16 protein-coding genes and 1 riboswitch are annotated in these 16,163 nt (G+C 73.3%); of the genes, 8 read left to right on the forward strand and 8 right to left on the reverse strand.

The window, feature by feature from the left end; genetic code table 11:
• Positions 1 to 54 precede the first annotated feature (54 nt).
• The gene (locus AVL61_RS16655; protein ID WP_058875450.1) at positions 55 to 441 is read left to right on the forward strand and encodes a YidH family protein; all 387 of its coding nucleotides are present in this window, start codon (positions 55 to 57) and stop codon (positions 439 to 441) included.
• A 1-nt stretch (position 442) separates the two neighbouring features.
• On the forward strand, positions 443 to 820 hold the full coding sequence (locus AVL61_RS16660) for a DUF202 domain-containing protein (RefSeq protein ID WP_058875451.1): 378 nt from the start codon (positions 443 to 445) through the stop codon (positions 818 to 820).
• A gap of 115 nt (positions 821 to 935) precedes the next feature.
• Here the strand turns inward: AVL61_RS16660 and AVL61_RS16665 are convergent, their stop codons facing one another.
• Both AVL61_RS16665 and AVL61_RS16670 read right to left on the reverse strand, forming a co-directional pair.
• Entirely contained in the window at positions 936 to 2,222 is a 1,287-nt protein-coding gene (locus AVL61_RS16665) for an adenylosuccinate synthase (protein ID WP_058875452.1), read from the reverse strand.
• A gap of 207 nt (positions 2,223 to 2,429) precedes the next feature.
• Positions 2,430 to 4,139: an FMN-binding glutamate synthase family protein gene (locus AVL61_RS16670; protein WP_082697260.1), complete on the reverse strand. Its 1,710-nt coding sequence runs from the start codon at positions 4,137 to 4,139 to the stop codon at positions 2,430 to 2,432.
• A gap of 322 nt (positions 4,140 to 4,461) precedes the next feature.
• Here AVL61_RS16670 and ehuB point away from each other — a divergent pair, with 322 nt between their 5' ends.
• Genes ehuB through ehuA form a run of 4 tightly spaced genes read left to right on the forward strand, consistent with a single transcriptional unit; the run spans position 4,462 to position 7,685 of the window.
• Positions 4,462 to 5,481, forward strand: coding sequence for an ectoine/hydroxyectoine ABC transporter substrate-binding protein EhuB (gene ehuB / locus AVL61_RS16675; protein WP_331457135.1), 1,020 nt, complete (start codon positions 4,462 to 4,464; stop codon positions 5,479 to 5,481).
• 2 nt (positions 5,482 to 5,483) lie between these two features.
• Positions 5,484 to 6,215 carry an ectoine/hydroxyectoine ABC transporter permease subunit EhuC gene (ehuC, locus tag AVL61_RS16680; RefSeq protein ID WP_058875453.1) on the forward strand — a complete coding sequence of 244 codons (732 nt, stop codon included), beginning with the start codon at positions 5,484 to 5,486 and terminating at the stop codon, positions 6,213 to 6,215.
• On the forward strand, positions 6,212 to 6,853 hold the full coding sequence (gene ehuD / locus AVL61_RS16685; protein ID WP_058875454.1) for an ectoine/hydroxyectoine ABC transporter permease subunit EhuD: 642 nt from the start codon (positions 6,212 to 6,214) through the stop codon (positions 6,851 to 6,853). The genes ehuC and ehuD overlap by 4 nt, the downstream gene beginning before the upstream one ends.
• Entirely contained in the window at positions 6,840 to 7,685 is an 846-nt protein-coding gene (gene ehuA / locus AVL61_RS16690; RefSeq protein WP_408669431.1) for an ectoine/hydroxyectoine ABC transporter ATP-binding protein EhuA, read from the forward strand. The genes ehuD and ehuA overlap by 14 nt, the downstream gene beginning before the upstream one ends.
• Before the next feature lie 66 nt (positions 7,686 to 7,751).
• Here ehuA and AVL61_RS16695 read toward each other — a convergent pair whose 3' ends face one another.
• Genes AVL61_RS16695 through AVL61_RS16715 form a run of 5 tightly spaced genes read right to left on the reverse strand, consistent with a single transcriptional unit; the run spans position 7,752 to position 11,494 of the window.
• Positions 7,752 to 8,180, reverse strand: a complete 429-nt coding sequence (locus AVL61_RS16695) for a VOC family protein (RefSeq protein WP_058875456.1) — start codon at positions 8,178 to 8,180, stop codon at positions 7,752 to 7,754.
• A 2-nt stretch (positions 8,181 to 8,182) separates the two neighbouring features.
• Positions 8,183 to 8,680: an SRPBCC family protein gene (locus AVL61_RS16700; protein ID WP_058875457.1), complete on the reverse strand. Its 498-nt coding sequence runs from the start codon at positions 8,678 to 8,680 to the stop codon at positions 8,183 to 8,185.
• Positions 8,681 to 8,683: 3 nt separating this feature from the next.
• Positions 8,684 to 9,040, reverse strand: a complete 357-nt coding sequence (locus AVL61_RS16705; RefSeq protein ID WP_058875458.1) for an ArsR/SmtB family transcription factor — start codon at positions 9,038 to 9,040, stop codon at positions 8,684 to 8,686.
• 46 nt (positions 9,041 to 9,086) lie between these two features.
• Positions 9,087 to 10,502 (reverse strand): hypothetical protein, encoded by a 1,416-nt coding sequence (locus AVL61_RS16710; RefSeq protein WP_058875459.1) that lies wholly within the window; start codon positions 10,500 to 10,502, stop codon positions 9,087 to 9,089.
• Positions 10,499 to 11,494: a glycosyltransferase gene (locus AVL61_RS16715; RefSeq protein ID WP_058875460.1), complete on the reverse strand. Its 996-nt coding sequence runs from the start codon at positions 11,492 to 11,494 to the stop codon at positions 10,499 to 10,501. Before AVL61_RS16715 ends, AVL61_RS16710 begins: the two co-directional genes overlap by 4 nt.
• A 214-nt stretch (positions 11,495 to 11,708) precedes the next feature.
• Positions 11,709 to 11,815: riboswitch (SAM riboswitch) on the forward strand.
• A 71-nt stretch (positions 11,816 to 11,886) separates the two neighbouring features.
• On the opposite strand from AVL61_RS16715, the gene AVL61_RS16720 reads away from it, so the two are divergent.
• Both AVL61_RS16720 and metE read left to right on the forward strand, forming a co-directional pair.
• Complete coding sequence (locus AVL61_RS16720) at positions 11,887 to 12,813, forward strand: methylenetetrahydrofolate reductase (protein WP_058875461.1); 927 nt, start codon at positions 11,887 to 11,889, stop codon at positions 12,811 to 12,813.
• A 65-nt stretch (positions 12,814 to 12,878) separates the two neighbouring features.
• The gene (gene metE / locus AVL61_RS16725) at positions 12,879 to 15,284 is read left to right on the forward strand and encodes a 5-methyltetrahydropteroyltriglutamate--homocysteine S-methyltransferase (RefSeq protein ID WP_058875462.1); all 2,406 of its coding nucleotides are present in this window, start codon (positions 12,879 to 12,881) and stop codon (positions 15,282 to 15,284) included.
• Between the two features lie 104 nt (positions 15,285 to 15,388).
• Here the strand turns inward: metE and AVL61_RS16730 are convergent, their stop codons facing one another.
• Positions 15,389 to 16,144, reverse strand: coding sequence for an ABC transporter ATP-binding protein (locus AVL61_RS16730; protein WP_231738465.1), 756 nt, complete (start codon positions 16,142 to 16,144; stop codon positions 15,389 to 15,391).
• Positions 16,145 to 16,163: the final 19 nt, after the last annotated feature.

Raw genomic sequence — 16,163 nt, forward strand, 5'->3', positions numbered from 1 at the left:
CCGGTCCCGTGACAGGATGGGTGCCGACACGACCGCGCGAGCGAAGGGCAGGCGATGGGCGAGCAGTCCGAGTCCCCGGGACGGCGCCGGCTGACCGAGCGCGTGCTCGGCGGCGGGGCGGATCCCGACCCCCGGTTCACCCTGGCCAACGAGCGCACGTTCCTCGCCTGGATCCGGACCGCGCTCGCGTTCCTGGCCGGGGGGATCGCCATCGAGGCGTTCACCGCGGACCTGTTCGAGGAGGGCATCCGCAAGTTCCTCGCGATCGTCCTGCTGGTGCTGAGCATGCTCGTCAGCGCGGGCGCCACGTTCCGCTGGATCGGGGTCGAGCGGAGCATGCGGCGCCAGGCCCCGCTGCCGCTGCCCCTGATCGCCCCGGTGCTCGCGGTGGGCGGGGCGATCGCGGCGGGAGTGCTCGTCGTCGTCGTCCTGCAGGGCTGAGATGCCGCGCCCGCAGCTGCGCCGCCCTCCGGGACCCCCGGAGCCGCCCGGGCCCCCGGAGCCGCCGCACCAGGACCCCGGGCTGCAGCCGGAGCGGACCACCATGGCCTGGGGCCGGACCCTGATGTCCTTCGTGGTGGTGTCGGCGGTCTTCCTGCGCTGGCTGCCGCACCACGGGCCGTTCGTGCTGGTGCTGTTCGGGCTGGCCGTCCTCACGGCGTCCGCCATCTACCTCACGCAGCGTCCCCGCTACGCCCGCAGCGCCCGCGGCATCGTCGAGGAGCGCACCGAGCCGGAGGTCGGCGCCGTGCTGGCCACGTCGGTCGCGATGCTCGCGCTGGGCAGCCTCGGCGTCTGGGTGGTGCTGGTGCTCGTCTGAGCGCTCTTCCCCGCCCCCCCTCCCGCGAGGTTGCCGGTGTCGGCGACCGCAGCGCCGTCGGTCGCCGACACCGGCAACCTCGCGGGAGGAGGGGGAGGGGGAGGGGGAGGAGTGGTCAGTCGATGAGGTCGCGCACCACGATGGTGTCGTCGCGGTCCGGGCCCACGCCGATCGCGGACATCCGGGTCCCGCTCATCGACTCGAGCGCCTCGACGTAGGCCCGGGCGTTCGCCGGCAGGTCCGCCAGGGTGCGGCAGCCGGTGATGTTCTCCGTCCACCCGTCGAAGTGCTCGAAGATCGGCTTGGCGTGGTGGAACTCGGTCTGGGTCATGGGCATCTCGTCGTGCCGGACGCCGTCGACGTCGTAGGCCACGCAGACCGGGATCCGTTCGATGCCGGTGAGGACGTCGAGCTTGGTGAGGAAGTAGTCGGTGAAGCCGTTGATCCGGGAGGCGTGGCGGGCCATCACGGCGTCGTACCAGCCGGTGCGGCGGGGACGGCCGGTGTTCACCCCGAACTCGCCGCCGGTGGTGCGCAGCTGCTCGCCCATCTCGTCGAAGAGCTCCGTGGGGAACGGTCCGGCGCCCACCCGGGTGGTGTAGGCCTTGATGATGCCGATGGCCCGGGTGATGCGGGTCGGTCCGATGCCCGAGCCCACGGACGCGCCGCCCGCGGTGGGGTTGGAGGACGTCACGAACGGGTAGGTGCCGTGGTCGACGTCGAGGAAGGTCGCCTGGCCGCCCTCCATGAGGACCACCTTGTCCTCGTCGAGCGCCTGGTTGAGCAGGTAGGTGGAGTCCACGATCATCGGGGCGAGCCGGTCCGCGTAGCCCAGGAAGTACTGCACGACCTCCTCGACGTCGATGTCCCGGCGGTTGTAGAGCTTCACGAGCAGCTCGTTCTTCTGCCGCAGCGCGCCCTCGATCTTCTGCCGGAGGATCGACTCGTCCAGCACGTCCTGCACGCGGATCCCGAGCCGGCCGACCTTGTCCATGTAGGCGGGGCCGATGCCGCGGCCCGTGGTGCCGATCGCCCGCTTGCCGAGGAAGCGCTCCGTGACCTGGTCCATCGTCTGGTGGTAGGGGGCCACGAGGTGGGCGTTCGCGGAGATCCGCAGCCGGGACGTGTCCGCCCCGCGGGCCTCGAGGCCGTCGATCTCCTCGAAGAGGGCCTGGGGATTGACGACGACGCCGTTGCCGATCACGGGGACGGCGTTGGGGCTCAGGATGCCCGCGGGCAGGAGCTTGAGCTCGAACTTGTCGCCGCCCACCACCACGGTGTGCCCGGCGTTGTTGCCGCCGTTGGGCTTGACCACGTAGTCCACGCGGCCTCCGAGCAGGTCGGTGGCCTTGCCCTTGCCCTCGTCGCCCCACTGGGCGCCGACGATCACGATTGCTGGCATTGAACGACTCTCCTGCCTGGATGGAACGGGACTTCTCCCGTGGGACCCGGCCGAGGCGCGCACCGGCCGGGCACGACAACGCCCCTGCGTCGGCCCGCTCCCGTCCGCACGCCCGAGGCGGCGCGGCGTCGGCAGGAGGGGCCCAGGGGCTCGTACCGTGCAAGTCTAGCGGCCCGTGACCCCGGGCACGCATCCGGCGCGGCAGGATCAGGAGTCCTCGCCCGGGTCGCCCTCCGGGCGGCCCGCGGCGCCGGAGTCGGCCGCGGCACCGGGGCGGTCGGGGTGGACGACGGCCGGGTCGTCGCGCCGCTCGATCTTGCCGGGGCCCGGGCGGTAGAGGCCGAAGTGGTCGGGGTCGGCCAGCTCCCAGTCGTCGGCCCAGGTGCGCGGCGGCGCGGTGAGCAGCTCCCCCGGCTGCATCCAGTTGTAGATGTGCGCGTAGGAGCGCGTGGTCAGGTGGTCGACGCGCCGCCGGAGCATCTGCGGCGAGAGCTGGCGCATGTCGCTGCACCCCATGGAGGACATGATCTGCACGGCCTCGCGGACCGTGGCCCGGTGGTAGTTGTGCACCCGCTCCCCCTTGTCCGCCACGTTCAGGGCGCGCATGAGCCGCTCGTCCTGGGTGGCCACCCCCACGGGGCACGCGTTGGTGTGGCACTTCTGCGCCTGGATGCACCCGGTGGCCATCATCATGGCCCGCGCGCTCATGGTGAAGTCCGCGCCCTGGATCAGCCGCTTCACGATGTCGGACCCGGAGGCGACCTTGCCCGCCGCGCCCAGCTTGATCGGAGGCCGCAGCCCGACGCCGACCAGGGCGTTGTTCATCAGCATCAGGCCCTCGGTCAGGGGCGTGCCCACGTGGTCCTGGTACTCCAGGGGCGCCGCGCCGGTCCCGCCCTCGTTGCCGTCCACGATGATGTAGTCGGGGGCGACGTCCTCCTCGAGCATGGCCTTGCACATGCCGAGCACGTCCACGCGGGACCCCACGCACAGCTTGAAGCCGATCGGCTTGCCGCCGGAGAGCTCCCGCAGCCGGTGGATGAAGCGGATCAGCTCCCGCGGCGTGGTGAAGGCGGAGTGGCTCGCCGGGGAGATGCAGGTCACCCCCTCCGGGACCCCGCGGGCGCGGGCGATCTCGGCGGTCACCTTGGGCCCGGGCAGGACGCCGCCCAGCCCCGGCTTGGCGCCCTGGGAGAGCTTGATGGTGACGGCCTTGACCTCGGGCAGCCGGGACTTCTCCCGGAAGGCGGCCGGGTCGAAGCCGCCCTCGGCGTCCCGGGTGCCGAAGTAGCCCGACCCGATCTCCCAGATCAGGTCCGCACCGTACTCCCGGTGGAACTCCGTCAGGCCGCCCTCGCCGGTCTCCTGGGCGAACCCGCCCAGGGCCGCGCCCTTGTTCATGGCCAGGACCGCGTTCTTCGACAGCGAGCCGAAGCTCATGGACGAGATGTTCAGCAGGGAGACGTCGTAGGGCCGGGTGCACCCGGGCCCGCCGAGCCGGACCCGGGGCGCCTCCTCCGGGGGCGTCACCGGAGCGGTGGAGTGCAGCAGGTACTCGTAGCCCATCCGGTTCACCTCCCGCTCGGTGCCGAAGGCCTTGTCCCCCAGGGTGCCCTTCGCCCGGGCGTAGACCAGGGAGCGCGTGTCGCGGTCGAAGGGCTTGCCGTCGAAGTTGCGCTCGATGAAGTACTGCTGGATCTCCGGGCGGATGGACTCCAGGAAGAAGCGCATGTGCCCCAGGATCGGGTAGTTGCGCAGGATCGAATGCTTCGTCTGGACGACGTCCCACACCCCGATCCCCAGCAGCACGAGGACCGCCCCCGCCAGGAGCCACCAGCCGTTGGACCCGAGGGAGGCCGCCAGCACGGTGAGGGCCCCCAGCACCAGGAGCAGCGCCAGCACCAGAAATCGCATCATGCGCCCGATCGTAGCCGGAGCGCCTGTGGCACGTATCACAGATCGTGGCCTCCGTCGCCCCGATGACGTGCCCGCAGGACGGAGGAAACACGGTGACCTGCCCGCAGGTCATATGGCGTGACATCAGCAAATCCACCCTGTTGAACGACCGGACAGGCAGACCACATCTCGTCCGGGCCGCGGCCCGGGGACACCGAGCACCCGGTGTCCCGGGCCGGGCGCCGGGCGCTGACCCGCTCGGAGGGCCGCAACGATGACACAGTCGACGACGACACGGTGGTACGGGACGACACGGCGGAGCGGGAGGCGGAGCGCGACGGCGGTGACGGCCGTGGCGGCGCTGGGGCTGCTCACAGCGTGCGGCGGCTCGGAGGAGGAAGCGGGCAGCACCCTGTCCCAGGCCCAGGAGTCGGGCAGCATCACGGTGGGGTTCGCCGGCGAGGCGCCGTACAGTTTCGAGGAGAACGGCGAGCTGACGGGCGCCACCGTCGCCCTGCACCGCGAGATCTTCGGCGCGCTGGGGATCGACGACCTCGAGGGGGTCAACACCGAGTTCGGCTCCCTCATCCCCGGGCTCACCGCGGACCGCTTCGACGCCGTCAGCGCCGGCATGTCGATCCTCCCCGAGCGGTGCGAGCAGGCGGCCTTCAGCAGCCCGGAGTTCATGTACACCACCGCGCTCATGGTCGCGGAGGGCAACCCGTACGGCCTGCAGACCCTCGACGACGTGGCGGCGAACCCGGACGTGCAGCTGGTCACCATGACCGGCGCCATCGAGTCCTCCTACGCGGACTCCCTGGGCATCGACAACCGGGAGGTCGCCGGCCCGCAGGACGGCATGGACGCCGTGGTCAACGGCCGGGCCGACGTCTTCGCCCTGACCGGCATCTCGCTCAACTGGATGGCCGAGAACAGCCCCGAGGCCCCGGTGGAGGTCACGGAGTCCTACGTCCAGGAGATCGACGGCGTCCCCCAGGTGGGCGCCGGCGGCACGGTGTTCCGCACCGAGGACGAGGAGCTGCTCGAGGCCTACAACGAGGAGCTGCAGAAGATCGTCAGCGACGAGCAGCGCTACCTCGACATCGTGGGGCCCTACGGGTTCACCGCGGCGGAGCGCCCGGACGGCTCCGTGACCACCGAGCAGCTGTGCGAGGGCGACCTCACCGACGCCGGGACCCCGGAGCCCGTCCCCGCGGAGACGGGCACCGCCCAGCCCACGGCCGAGGACACGGCGGCCGGCGCGCCCACGCCGGAGCAGACCGTGTCCGCCGGTCCCACCGCTGACGACACCGCGGCCCCCGAACCCACCGCGGAGGAGACCGCCACGGAGCCCGGCGCGTAGTCGTGGGCGAGCGGTTCGAGGCGCTGGCGGCGTTCCTGCCCCGGCTGCTCGACGGCGTGCTGGTCACCCTGCAGCTGACGCTGGGCGGGGCGATCGGCGCCTTCGTCCTGGCGGTGGGGCTGGGGCTGCTCTCCCGCTCCGGGACCGCCGCCCTGCGGGTGCTGGCGCGCGTCGTCGTGGAGTTCTTCCGGGGCACGTCCCTGCTCGTGCAGCTGTTCTGGCTCTTCTTCGTCCTGCCCCTGATGGGCGTGCGGCTGGACCCCATGACGGTCGGCGTCCTCGCGCTGTCGCTCAACTTCGGCGCGTACGGAGCGGAGGTGGTCCGGGGCTCCATCGCCTCGGTGGACCGGGGCCAGTGGGAGGCCGCGCACGCCCTCGGGATGTCCGGGGCGCACCGGATGCGCCGCGTCGTCTTCCCGCAGGCGTGGGCGCTCATGATCCCCTCCCTGGCGAACCTGCTGATCCAGCTCCTGAAGGGCACGGCGGTGGTCTCGTTCATCACGCTCAGCGACCTCACGTTCCGGGTGGGCCAGCTGAGGCAGAGCACCGGTGACACCCTGTTCGCCTTCACCGTCGGGCTGCTGATCTACTTCGTCCTCGCCTACGCCCTGAACCTGGGCATGAACGTCCTGGAGGTCCGGGCGAAGAACACGCTGGGCCGCGGGCCGTCCCTGCGCGAGATCTGGCTGCCGGTGCGCCCGAAGATCGCCGAGACCGGGGGCGGGACGCCGTGATCTGGAGCTGGGAACGCACTGTCGAGGCCATCCCCCTGCTGCTGGAGGGGTTCCGGATCACGCTCCTGGCCACCGTGATCGGCACGGTCATCGCCGCGCTGCTCGGGCTGGTCATCGCCGTGCTCAAGCGGGTGCTGCCCACTCCGCTGCGGCTGGCCGTCCACTGGACCACCGAGTTCATCCGGATGACGCCGCTCGTGGTCCAGCTGCTGTTCGTCTACTACCTGCTCACCGACGTGACCGCGCTGGTCATCGGCATCACGGTGATCGGAGTGCACTACTCCACCTACATGGCCGAGAGCTACCGGGCGGGCATCGACTCCGTGCCCAAGGGGCAGTGGGAGGCAGCGCAGGCGCTGTCCCTGCCGGCCTCGAGGACCTGGCAGGCCGTGGTCCTGCCGCAGGCTCTCCGCGCCACGATCCCCTCACTGGGCAACTACGCCGTGGCCATGTTCAAGGACACCCCGTTCCTGTTCGCCATCTCCGTGGTGGAGCTCGTCACCTCCGCCCAGCAGTTCGGGGCCCGCAACTTCGCCTACACGGAGGCGTTCACGCTGGCCGGGCTGATCTTCCTCCTGGCCAGCTATCCGACCTCCATCCTGATCCGCCGATTGGAGAAGCGCCTTGCCCACTACTGAGCACGGGGACGAGATCCCAGGACAGCACTCCCCCCGGGACCCCGGGTCCGCGGCCGGCGACCCCGGGCGCGTGCCCGCGGTGGAGTTCCGTGACGTCGTCAAGCGCTTCGGCGACCACACCGTGCTCGACGGACTCGGCTTCACCGTGGACCGCGGCGAGCGGGTCACCCTGATCGGCCCCAGCGGATCGGGCAAGACCACCATCCTGCGGCTCCTGATGACCCTGGAGGACCTGACGGAAGGGTTCATCCTCGTGGGCGGGGAGCCGCTGACCCACGAGCTGCGCAACGGGCGGCGGGTGGAGCTGCCCGCCAAGCGGAGGAAGCAGATCACCCGGCGGATCGGCATGGTCTTCCAGCAGTTCAACCTGTTCCCCAACATGAGCGTGCTGGACAACATCATCGAGGCCCCCGTGCACGTGCTGGGACTGAAGAAGGGCGAGGCGCAGGAGCGTGCCATGGGTCTGCTGAAGCAGGTGGGGCTGGAGGAGAAGGCCTCCGAGCACCCCTCGAGGCTCTCCGGCGGCCAGCAGCAGCGCGTGGCCATCGCCCGGGCGCTCGCGATGGACCCGGAGATCCTGCTCCTGGACGAGGTGACGTCCGCGCTCGACCCCGAGCTCGTGGACGACGTGCTCAACGTCCTGCGCGAGGTCGCCGAGACCACGGACATCACCATGCTCATCGTCACCCACGAGATGCAGTTCGCCCGCGACGTGTCGCACCGGGTGATGATGTTCGACGGCGGGCGGATCGTGGAGGACGGCAGCCCCGAGGACATCTTCACCGCGCCGAGGAACGAACGGACGAAGACCTTCCTGCGGGCGATCCTCTGAGCCGGGCCCCCGGCGACCGAGCCCGGCCGACCACGGGATCCGGCGGCCGGCCGGCCCGGCCGTGGTTCATCCGTCCCCGGTCGCCGGCCGCTGCCGGGGGATCAGCGGCCGCTCGGCCCGGGTCCGCAGCTGCTGCACCACCCACGTGTTGCCGTCCGGATCGGCGAACCCGAAGAGCGTGCCGCCGTCCCGCTCGTCCACCACGGTGAGCTCCCCCGCCGGCACGCCGCGGGCCAGCAGCTCCGCGCGGGCCGAGGCCGCGTCGGGGACCACGAGCTGCAGCCCGCGCACCGACCCGGGGGTCATCTCCCGGTGGGCGGGCAGGTTCCCGACCACGATCGAGCACCCCGACCCGGGCGGGGTGAGCTGGGCGAAGTCCGCCTGCTCCCCGGTCGTGCGGTGGTCGAGGTGGAAGCCGTCCCCGTCCCGGTAGAACCCGATCGCGCGGTCGATGTCCGCGACCGGCAGCAGGACCACCTCGAGCGTCCAGTCCACGCTCAGGCCCCGCCCTGCTCGGTGCGCCCGCCCAGCAGCTCGTCGAGCCGTTCGTAGCCCTCGGCCATGCCCTTCTCCATGCCCGAGGCGGCCATCCCGTCGCGGGCCTCCTGCGAGGCGTGGACGGCGCGCCCGCGCAGCCGGCACCGGCCGCCGCCCAGGTCCTCGAAGTGCAGGTACTCGAGGTCCACCGCGTCGGGCCAGCCCTCGTACTCGAAGGTCTGGACGACCAGCTCGTTCTCGCGCACCGTGTGGAAGACGCCGCGGAAGGCGTACTCCTCCGCGCTGTCCCGGCCGTGCTGGACGAAGCGGTAGGCACCGCCGGGACGGAAGTCGAAGTCGTCGACCCGGGTCTCGAGTCCCCGGGGCCCGATCCACTGCCGGAACAGCTCGGGGTCCGCGTGGGCGCGGAAGACCTCGGCCACCGGGTGGTCGAACTCGCGCTCGAAGTCGATGAAGGGCAGGCCGTCGGGGACGGTCAGGTGCAGTGGGTGTCCCATGGTTCAGTCCTGGGTGTGCTCGCCGCGGTCCGCGGCTCGGGTGTCGAGCACGGCGTCGAGGCGGCGGAACTGCTCCTCCCGGACCAGCCGGTACCGGTCGATCCACGCGGTGAGCGCCTCGAGCCGTGCGGGGTCCAGGTGGACGGGCCGGCGCTGGGCGTCACGGGTGCGCGTGACGAGCTGCGCCTGCTCGAGGACCTGGATGTGCTTCGAGACCGCCTGCTTGGAGATCGCGAAGGGTTCCGCCAGTTCGGTGACCGTGGCCGGCCCCCGGCTGAGCCGGGCGACGATGCGGCGGCGGACCGGGTCGGCGAGGGCCAGGAAGGCCTTGTCGAGGAGGTCGTCGTCGCCGGGGTCCACGGTGTTTGTCAACTGATTCCTTGATCAACCTGTTGGTTGTTAAAGGCTACGTCCGTGGGGCGCGCGGGGCAAGGCCCGGGACCGGTTCGGAACGGCCGGGGGCCTCGCCGGGCTCGCCGGGGACCTGCGCCGTCCCGTCCGGCGAGCGCCCGGAGCGCGGCACCCCGGGCTCGGGCCGCGGCCGCACGGCCGCGGCCAGGCACGCGGCCGTGACGACGGCCAGCGCGGCCGCGACCCCGCGGTTGACGAAGAACGCGTGGATCTGGGAGTGGTTGCTGAGCACCGTGTACCAGACGGGCACGGCCGCGGCCGGCAGGGCCAGCACCGCGGCGGCGCCCCAGCGGGCGAACCCGCCCCGGCGCAGCGCCAGGGCCAGCCCCACGCCCGCCGCGAGCAGGCAGCCGGTCAGCACGAGCCCCGAGGTGGGCACCATCTGCCACCAGTAGGACACGTTGACGCGCGCCCCCGCGCCGAACGCCTCGGAGACCCGCGCGTGGTCGCCCCCGGTCCGGTTGCCCACGTTGCGGCGGACCACCTCCAGGGTGTTCGGGAAGCCCAGGAACGCCCCCGCGAAGACCCACCGGGCGAGCCAGGTGACCGCGAAGGCCACCGGCCAGACCGCCCCGGCGAGGACCACCGCCACGAGGGTCGCGCCGAGCTCGCGGCGGTGGAACCACGTCACGGCCCCCACGGCGAAGGCGGACATCGCCCACGGCACGGCGGGGGTCGTGAGGAGGTCCACGAAGCAGAAGAGCGCCCCGCCCAGGGCCACCCCCGCGCAGGCCGCCCGGGGCGAGCGCGCCGCCCCGAGGGCGGAGAGGATCACGGACAGGAAGATGAAGGCGATGGAGATGGACTGGCTGAAGGACGTCGAGGGCGTGGACAGCAGGTTCGTGCCCACCACGTACGGCAGGACCAGGGCCAGTCCCACGGCGGTGGACGTCCCGGCGCGGACGGCGAGGAACGCACCGGCCAGGGCCAGCAGCATGAGGGTGCCCGAGACGATCCGCAGGCCCTCGAGGCCGGTCAGGGCCAGCACGGGGCGCGTGATCACGGTGTAGCCGGCCCAGTACTTGAAGTAGTCGTTGTCGGTGAGCACGGCCCCCTCGGAGATCGCCCGCAGCTGCTCCGGGCCTCCGCCGCAGGTGGCCAGCCGGGGCATCCGGACCGCCCGGCTGAACGCGGACTCCTCCGGGGACGCCCCCAGGCCCGTGCCCGCCACGACGCACTCGGTGAAGGTGTCCGCGGGGGTGCCCATCCGGTCGATCGTGTCGATGGGCCCGTAGGTGCCGTCCTCGACCGCCGCGACGAGGTGCTCGACGACGGGCCGGTCCGGCACGGCCTGGCCCAGCGTCAGCAGCCCGAACAGGGCGAACTGCAGGACCAGGAGCATTCCCAGCCCCTGGGCCCAGGGCAGCAGGAGGTGCAGCCGCGACCGCACGGCCTCGCGCCCCGCGCTCACGGGACCTGCCGCCGGTCCTCCGTGCGGCCGCCCCCGGCGGTCCGGTCCGGCGCCTCCCCGCCGCTCCACGGGGGAGCCGGGTGGCGCAGGTAGAACAGCCGGGAGGTCTCCCGGCGGATCTTCGCCTGGCCGCTCAGGAGCACGCCCATGAGCAGGAACACCCCCGCCAGGAGCACCAGGGAGGCGGCCAGGAACGCCGTCGGGAAGCGGGGGACGAGACCGGTGCCCGCGAACTCCACCACCACGGGCAGGCCGAGGGCCAGTCCCAGCAGGAACAGGGCCAGGGAGACGGCGCCGGTGACCAGGAGGGGCCGCTCGTGGAAGAGCAGCTGCCCGAAGATCCCGAGGATCCGGAAGCCGTCGTGGTAGGTCCGCAGCTTGCTCTCGCTCCCGGCGGCCCGGTCCCGGAAGCCCACGGCGACCTCGGCCTGCGGCACCCGCGCGTTGACGGCGTGGACGGTCAGCTCCGTCTCGATCTCGAACTCGCGCGAGAGCGCGGGGAAGGACTTGACGAAGCGGCGCGAGAAGACCCGGTAGCCGCTGAGCATGTCGGAGACCTTCCGGCGGAAGGCGAAGCTCACGAGCCCGTTGAAGAACCTGTTGCCGGACTCGTGCCCCGACCGGTACGCGGTGCTGGTGGTCTGCCGGCGCACGCCCAGCACGTGGTCGTAGGGCCCGGACAGCAGGGTGTCGATCATGGCGGGGGCGTCGGCGACGTCGTAGGTGTCGTCGCCGTCGACGAGCAGGTAGACGTCGGCGTCCAGGTCCGCGAAGGCCCGCCGGACCACGTTGCCCTTGCCCTTCTCCTCCTCGCGCCGGACCTGCGCCCCGGCCCGCCGGGCGGCCTCGGCGGTGCCGTCCGTCGAACAGTTGTCGTAGACGTGCACCTCGATGCCGGGCACGGCGGCGTGCAGATCCGTGACGACCTTCGCGATCGCCGCTTCCTCGTTGTGGCACGGCACGACGGCCACGATGCGGGGGGTGGGAGGCATGGGCACTCGTTCCTGCGGTCCGGGCGGGGGCCCGTCCATTATGCCGAGGCCGGGCCCGGGCGCCGGACCGCCCTCCACCGCCCGTGCGTCGCTGTGCGTCGCCGTGCGTCCGTGTTGCGTCCCGTGACGTCCCGGTCGTCACAGTCCGCGCTCCGGCGTCTTCTGGGCGCCCGCACTTGGCAGCACGGCGGGGCGGCCGCTGGAATGGGTCCTGCATCTATCCAGAGCGGCCGAGAGACCTGGCTCGTCGACGCCGCAGCAACCATCCGCGCCCCCGCCACGGGGTGCGCGGAACGGTGCTCCCGCCAGGACCGATGGAGCTGTCGCTTCCCTCCCGGGTCCGCCCCGGGACGGTTGCCGCCCTCCCTCGGGGTGACCCTTGGAGGAAGAACGTGACACCACGCCCGATCGCCCGGCCGGCGCCGCCGTCCCTGTCCTACGAGCTCTATCCGCCCCGCGGCGCGGCGAGCGCCGCGACGCTGCTGCGGACCATCGAGGAGCTCGAGCCCACCCGTCCCGACCACGTCTCGGTGACGTACAGCGGGGACGAGCAGCGCCGGGACAGCTCGCTCGCCCTGCTCGACCACCTCCTGGCGCGCACGAGCCTGCGGCCCCTGGCGCACCTGACGTGCGTCGGCAGCAGCCGGGCCGAGCTGGAGCGGACCGTGGCCACCCTGGTCCGCCGCGGCGTGCGGGGCGTCCTGGCCCTGCGCGGGGACCGGGACCCGGAGGCGGCGCCGGGCGAGCTGCGGCACGCCGGCGAGCTCGTGGAGCTCGTGCGCGAGGTCGAGCAGCGCCACACGGCCTCCCTGGCGGCCGGCCGGCTCGCCGTGGGCGTGGCGGCCTATCCGACCCGGCACCCGGAGTCGCCCTCGTTCCGGCACGACGTGGAGGTGCTGCTGGCCAAGCAGCGCGCCGGGGCGGACTTCGCGATCACGCAGGTCTACTTCCGCCCGCAGCGCTACGAGCGCCTGGTCGCGGCGGCGACGGCGGCGGGGGTGACCATCCCGATCGTCCCCGGGATCATGCCGGTCACCGATCCGGGGCGGCTGCGGACCCTGTGCCGGCTGGCCGGCCTGGCGCCCCACCCCGGCCTGGCCGCCGCGCTGGAGGACGCGTCCGGCCCCGCGGAGCGGCACCGCGCCGGCGTGGCCTTCGCGGCCCGGCTGGCCCGCGCCGCCCTGGACGCCGGGGCTCCCGGCCTGCACCTCTACACCTTCAACGAGCACCGGGCCGCGCTGGACCTGCTGGAGCACGTGGACCTCCCCCGCGCCCCGCACGTGCCCGTCCCGCTCGACGACCTGCTGCTCCCCGCGTGAGCACGCACCGCCCCACCGTTCCGCACGAGACCTCTCGACCTCACGACACCCTTCTGGAGATCCCCATGAGCACTGTCCCGTTCCCCGCCGCCACCATCACCGGCTACCCCCGGATCGGCCGCCGCCGCGAGCTGAAGAAGGCCCTCGAGGCCTACTGGGCCGGGCGCTCGACCCGCGAGGAGCTCGAGTCGGCGGCCGCCGAGCTGCAGCTGGCGACCCACCGTCGGCTCGTGGAGCTGGGCCTCGGCGCCCAGGACTCGTCCCTGCCCGCGGCCTTCCCCCTCTACGACCAGGTGCTGGACACCACCGTGGCCCTCGGGGCGGTCCCGTCCCGCTTCGCCGACCTCGCCGACCCCGAGGGCCGGCTCGACCTCGACGCGAGCTTCGTGCTCGCCCGCGGGGACGCCGGCCGCGCCCCGCTCGAGCTCACCAAGTGGTTCGACACCAACTACCACTACCTCGTGCCGGAGATCGGCCCGGGCACCCCGTTCCGCGCCGACGCCGACCGGCTGGTGGCGGACGTCCGCCGCGCCGCGGCGCACGGCTTCACCGTCCGGCCGGTCCTCGTGGGCCCCGTGTCCTTCCTCCTCCTCGCCAAGGCCGACGACGACGCCCCCGCGGGCTTCGACCCGCTGCAGCGGCTCCCCGAGCTGCTCCCGGTGTACGCGGAGCTGCTGGGCGAGCTGGCCGCGGCCGGCGCGGACTGGGTGCAGCTGGAGGAGCCGGCGCTCGTGGCGGACCAGCACGTCCCGGCGGAGCAGCTCGCCGCGTCCGTGTGGGACGCCTACACGGCCCTGTCCACCGTGCCCCGGCGCCCGCAGCTGTTCGTCACCACCTCCTACGGCTCGCCCGGGCCGCTGCTGCACCCCCTGGCCTGCTCCGGCGTGGAGGCCCTGCACCTCGACCTCGTCGAGGGCGCGGCGCCCTCTCCCGAGGAGCTGGAGCTCTTCCGGGACGAGGACTCCGCCGTGCTCGTGGCCGGAGCCGTCGACGGGCACAACGTGTGGCGGACCGACCTGGCCGGCCGGCTCGACCAGCTCGCGGAGCTGGCCGCCGGCGGCGTCCTGGTGTCCGTGGCCTCCTCCACGTCCCTGTTCCACGTCCCGCACGACGTGGCCGAGGAGACCGGGCTGGACCCGCTGCTGCGGAGCTGGCTCGCCTTCGCCGACCAGAAGGTCGGCGAGATCGTCACCCTGGCCCGCGGTCTCGCCGCCGGGACGGAGGCGGTCGCGGAGGAGCTGGCCGAGGCGGCCGAGGCCCGGCGCACCCGGGAGACCGCCGCGGGGGTCCGGGACACGGCCGTGCGGGAGCGCGCCGGGGCGCTGACCGCCGCCGACATCGGACGCGCGCCCGCGGAGGTCCGCCGGGCCGCGCAGGAGGGGCGGTCCTTCACGGCGTCCGGACCCCTCCCCCCGCTGCCCACCACCACGATCGGCTCCTTCCCGCAGACGCCCGAGGTCCGCGCCGCCCGCGCCCAGCACCGGGCCGGGACCCTCACGGACGACCGGTACGACGCCTTCCTGCGCGAGGAGATCGAGCGGGTCGTGCGGCTGCAGGAGGAGCTGGGCCTGGACGTGCTGGTGCACGGCGAGGCCGAGCGCAACGACATGGTCCAGTACTTCGCCGAGCACCTCGACGGCTTCGCGACCACCGTGCACGGCTGGGTGCAGTCCTACGGCTCCCGCTGCACCCGTCCCTCGATCCTGTGGGGCGACGTCAGCCGGGAGGGCGAGGGCCTGCGCGGCGAGGCGTTCACGGTCCCGTGGATCAGCCACGCCCAGTCCCTCACCGACAGGCCGGTCAAGGGCATGCTGACGGGCCCGGTCACGATCCTCGCGTGGTCCTTCGTGCGCGACGACCAGCCGCTCGCGGAGACCGCGAACCAGGTGGCCCTCGCGCTGCGGGACGAGGTCGCGGACCTCGAGGCCGCCGGGATCGGGATCATCCAGGTCGACGAGCCGGCGCTGCGGGAGCTGCTGCCGCTGCGCCGCGCGGACCAGCCCGCCTACCTGGGCTGGTCGGTGGACGCGTTCCGCCTGGCCACCTCGGGGGTGCGGGACGCGACCCAGATCCACACCCACCTGTGCTACTCGGAGTTCGGCGAGGTGGTCGGGGCGATCGACGGCCTGGACGCCGACGTCACGAGCATCGAGGCGGCCCGGTCCCGGATGGAGGTGCTGACCGACCTCGAGGCCGCCGGCTTCTCCCGGGGCATCGGCCCGGGCGTGTGGGACATCCACTCCCCGCGCGTGCCCGCCCAGGAGGAGATCGAGCAGCTGCTCGAGCGGGCCCTCGAGCACGTCCCGGCGCGGACCCTGTGGGTCAACCCGGACTGCGGCCTGAAGACCCGCGGCTACGCGGAGACCAGGGCGTCGCTGGAGCACCTCGTGGCGGCGGCCCGGACCGCGCGCGAGCGCGTGGCGCAGCCGGCCGGCCTGCCGCTGATCGTCCAGCACGGCGAGCGCGGCTGACCCCCGGGCCCACCCGTCGACCCGCGGGAGCCCGCACGCCCACGATCCGCCGTGGTCGTACGGGCTCCTGCGGGTCACGGGTCGGCACCCCGTCGGGCGCGGGCTCAGCGCAGGCGGCCGTCGCGCATGGTCACGCACCGGTCGGCGAGCGGGACGAGCTCGGTGTCGTGGGTGACCACGACCGTGGCCGTGCCGAACCGCCGGGTGGCGTCCACGATCAGGCCGAGGACCTCGCGGGCCCGGTGGTGGTCCAGGGCCGCGGTCGGCTCGTCCACCAGCAGCACCTGCGGCGAGCCCATCAGGGCCCGCGCGATGTTCACCCGCTGCCGCTGCCCCCCGGAGAGCTGGTGCGGGCGCCGGGCGGCCGCCGCGCCCAGGCCGACGAGCTCGAGCAGCCCGCCCGCCCGCTCCCGGGCCGCCTCGAGGTCCCTGCCCCGGGCTCCCCGCACGTGGGCGGTGAGCACGAGCTGCTCCAGGGCCGTCAGGGACGGCAGCAGATTGGGCTGCTGGAAGACCATCCCGATCCGGGTCCGGCGCAGTCGCGCGAGCTCGCGCTCGGGCAGGCCGGTGATCTCCCGGCCGGCGAGGAGCACCGCCCCGGCGCTGGGCCGGACCAGGGTGGCGGCCACGGCCAGCAGGGACGACTTGCCGGACCCCGAGGGGCCCACCAGGGCGGTGACCGTGCCGGCCTCCGCGGCGAGGTCCACGGCGTCCAGTGCCCGGACGGTGCGGGGGCGGCCGTTCCCGTCCGTCCCGTCGGGATAGGCGAGGGTGACGTCCTCCAGCCGGAGCACGGCCCCGGAGGACGTCGCCGCGGCGTTCGTCGCGGGTGCTGCCGCGGAGGCCACGGCGGATGTCACGCCGGATCTCGCCGCGGAT

It is taken from the genome of Kocuria rosea subsp. polaris, from assembly GCF_001483755.1.
GTDB classification, from domain to species: domain Bacteria; phylum Actinomycetota; class Actinomycetes; order Actinomycetales; family Micrococcaceae; genus Kocuria; species Kocuria cellulosilytica.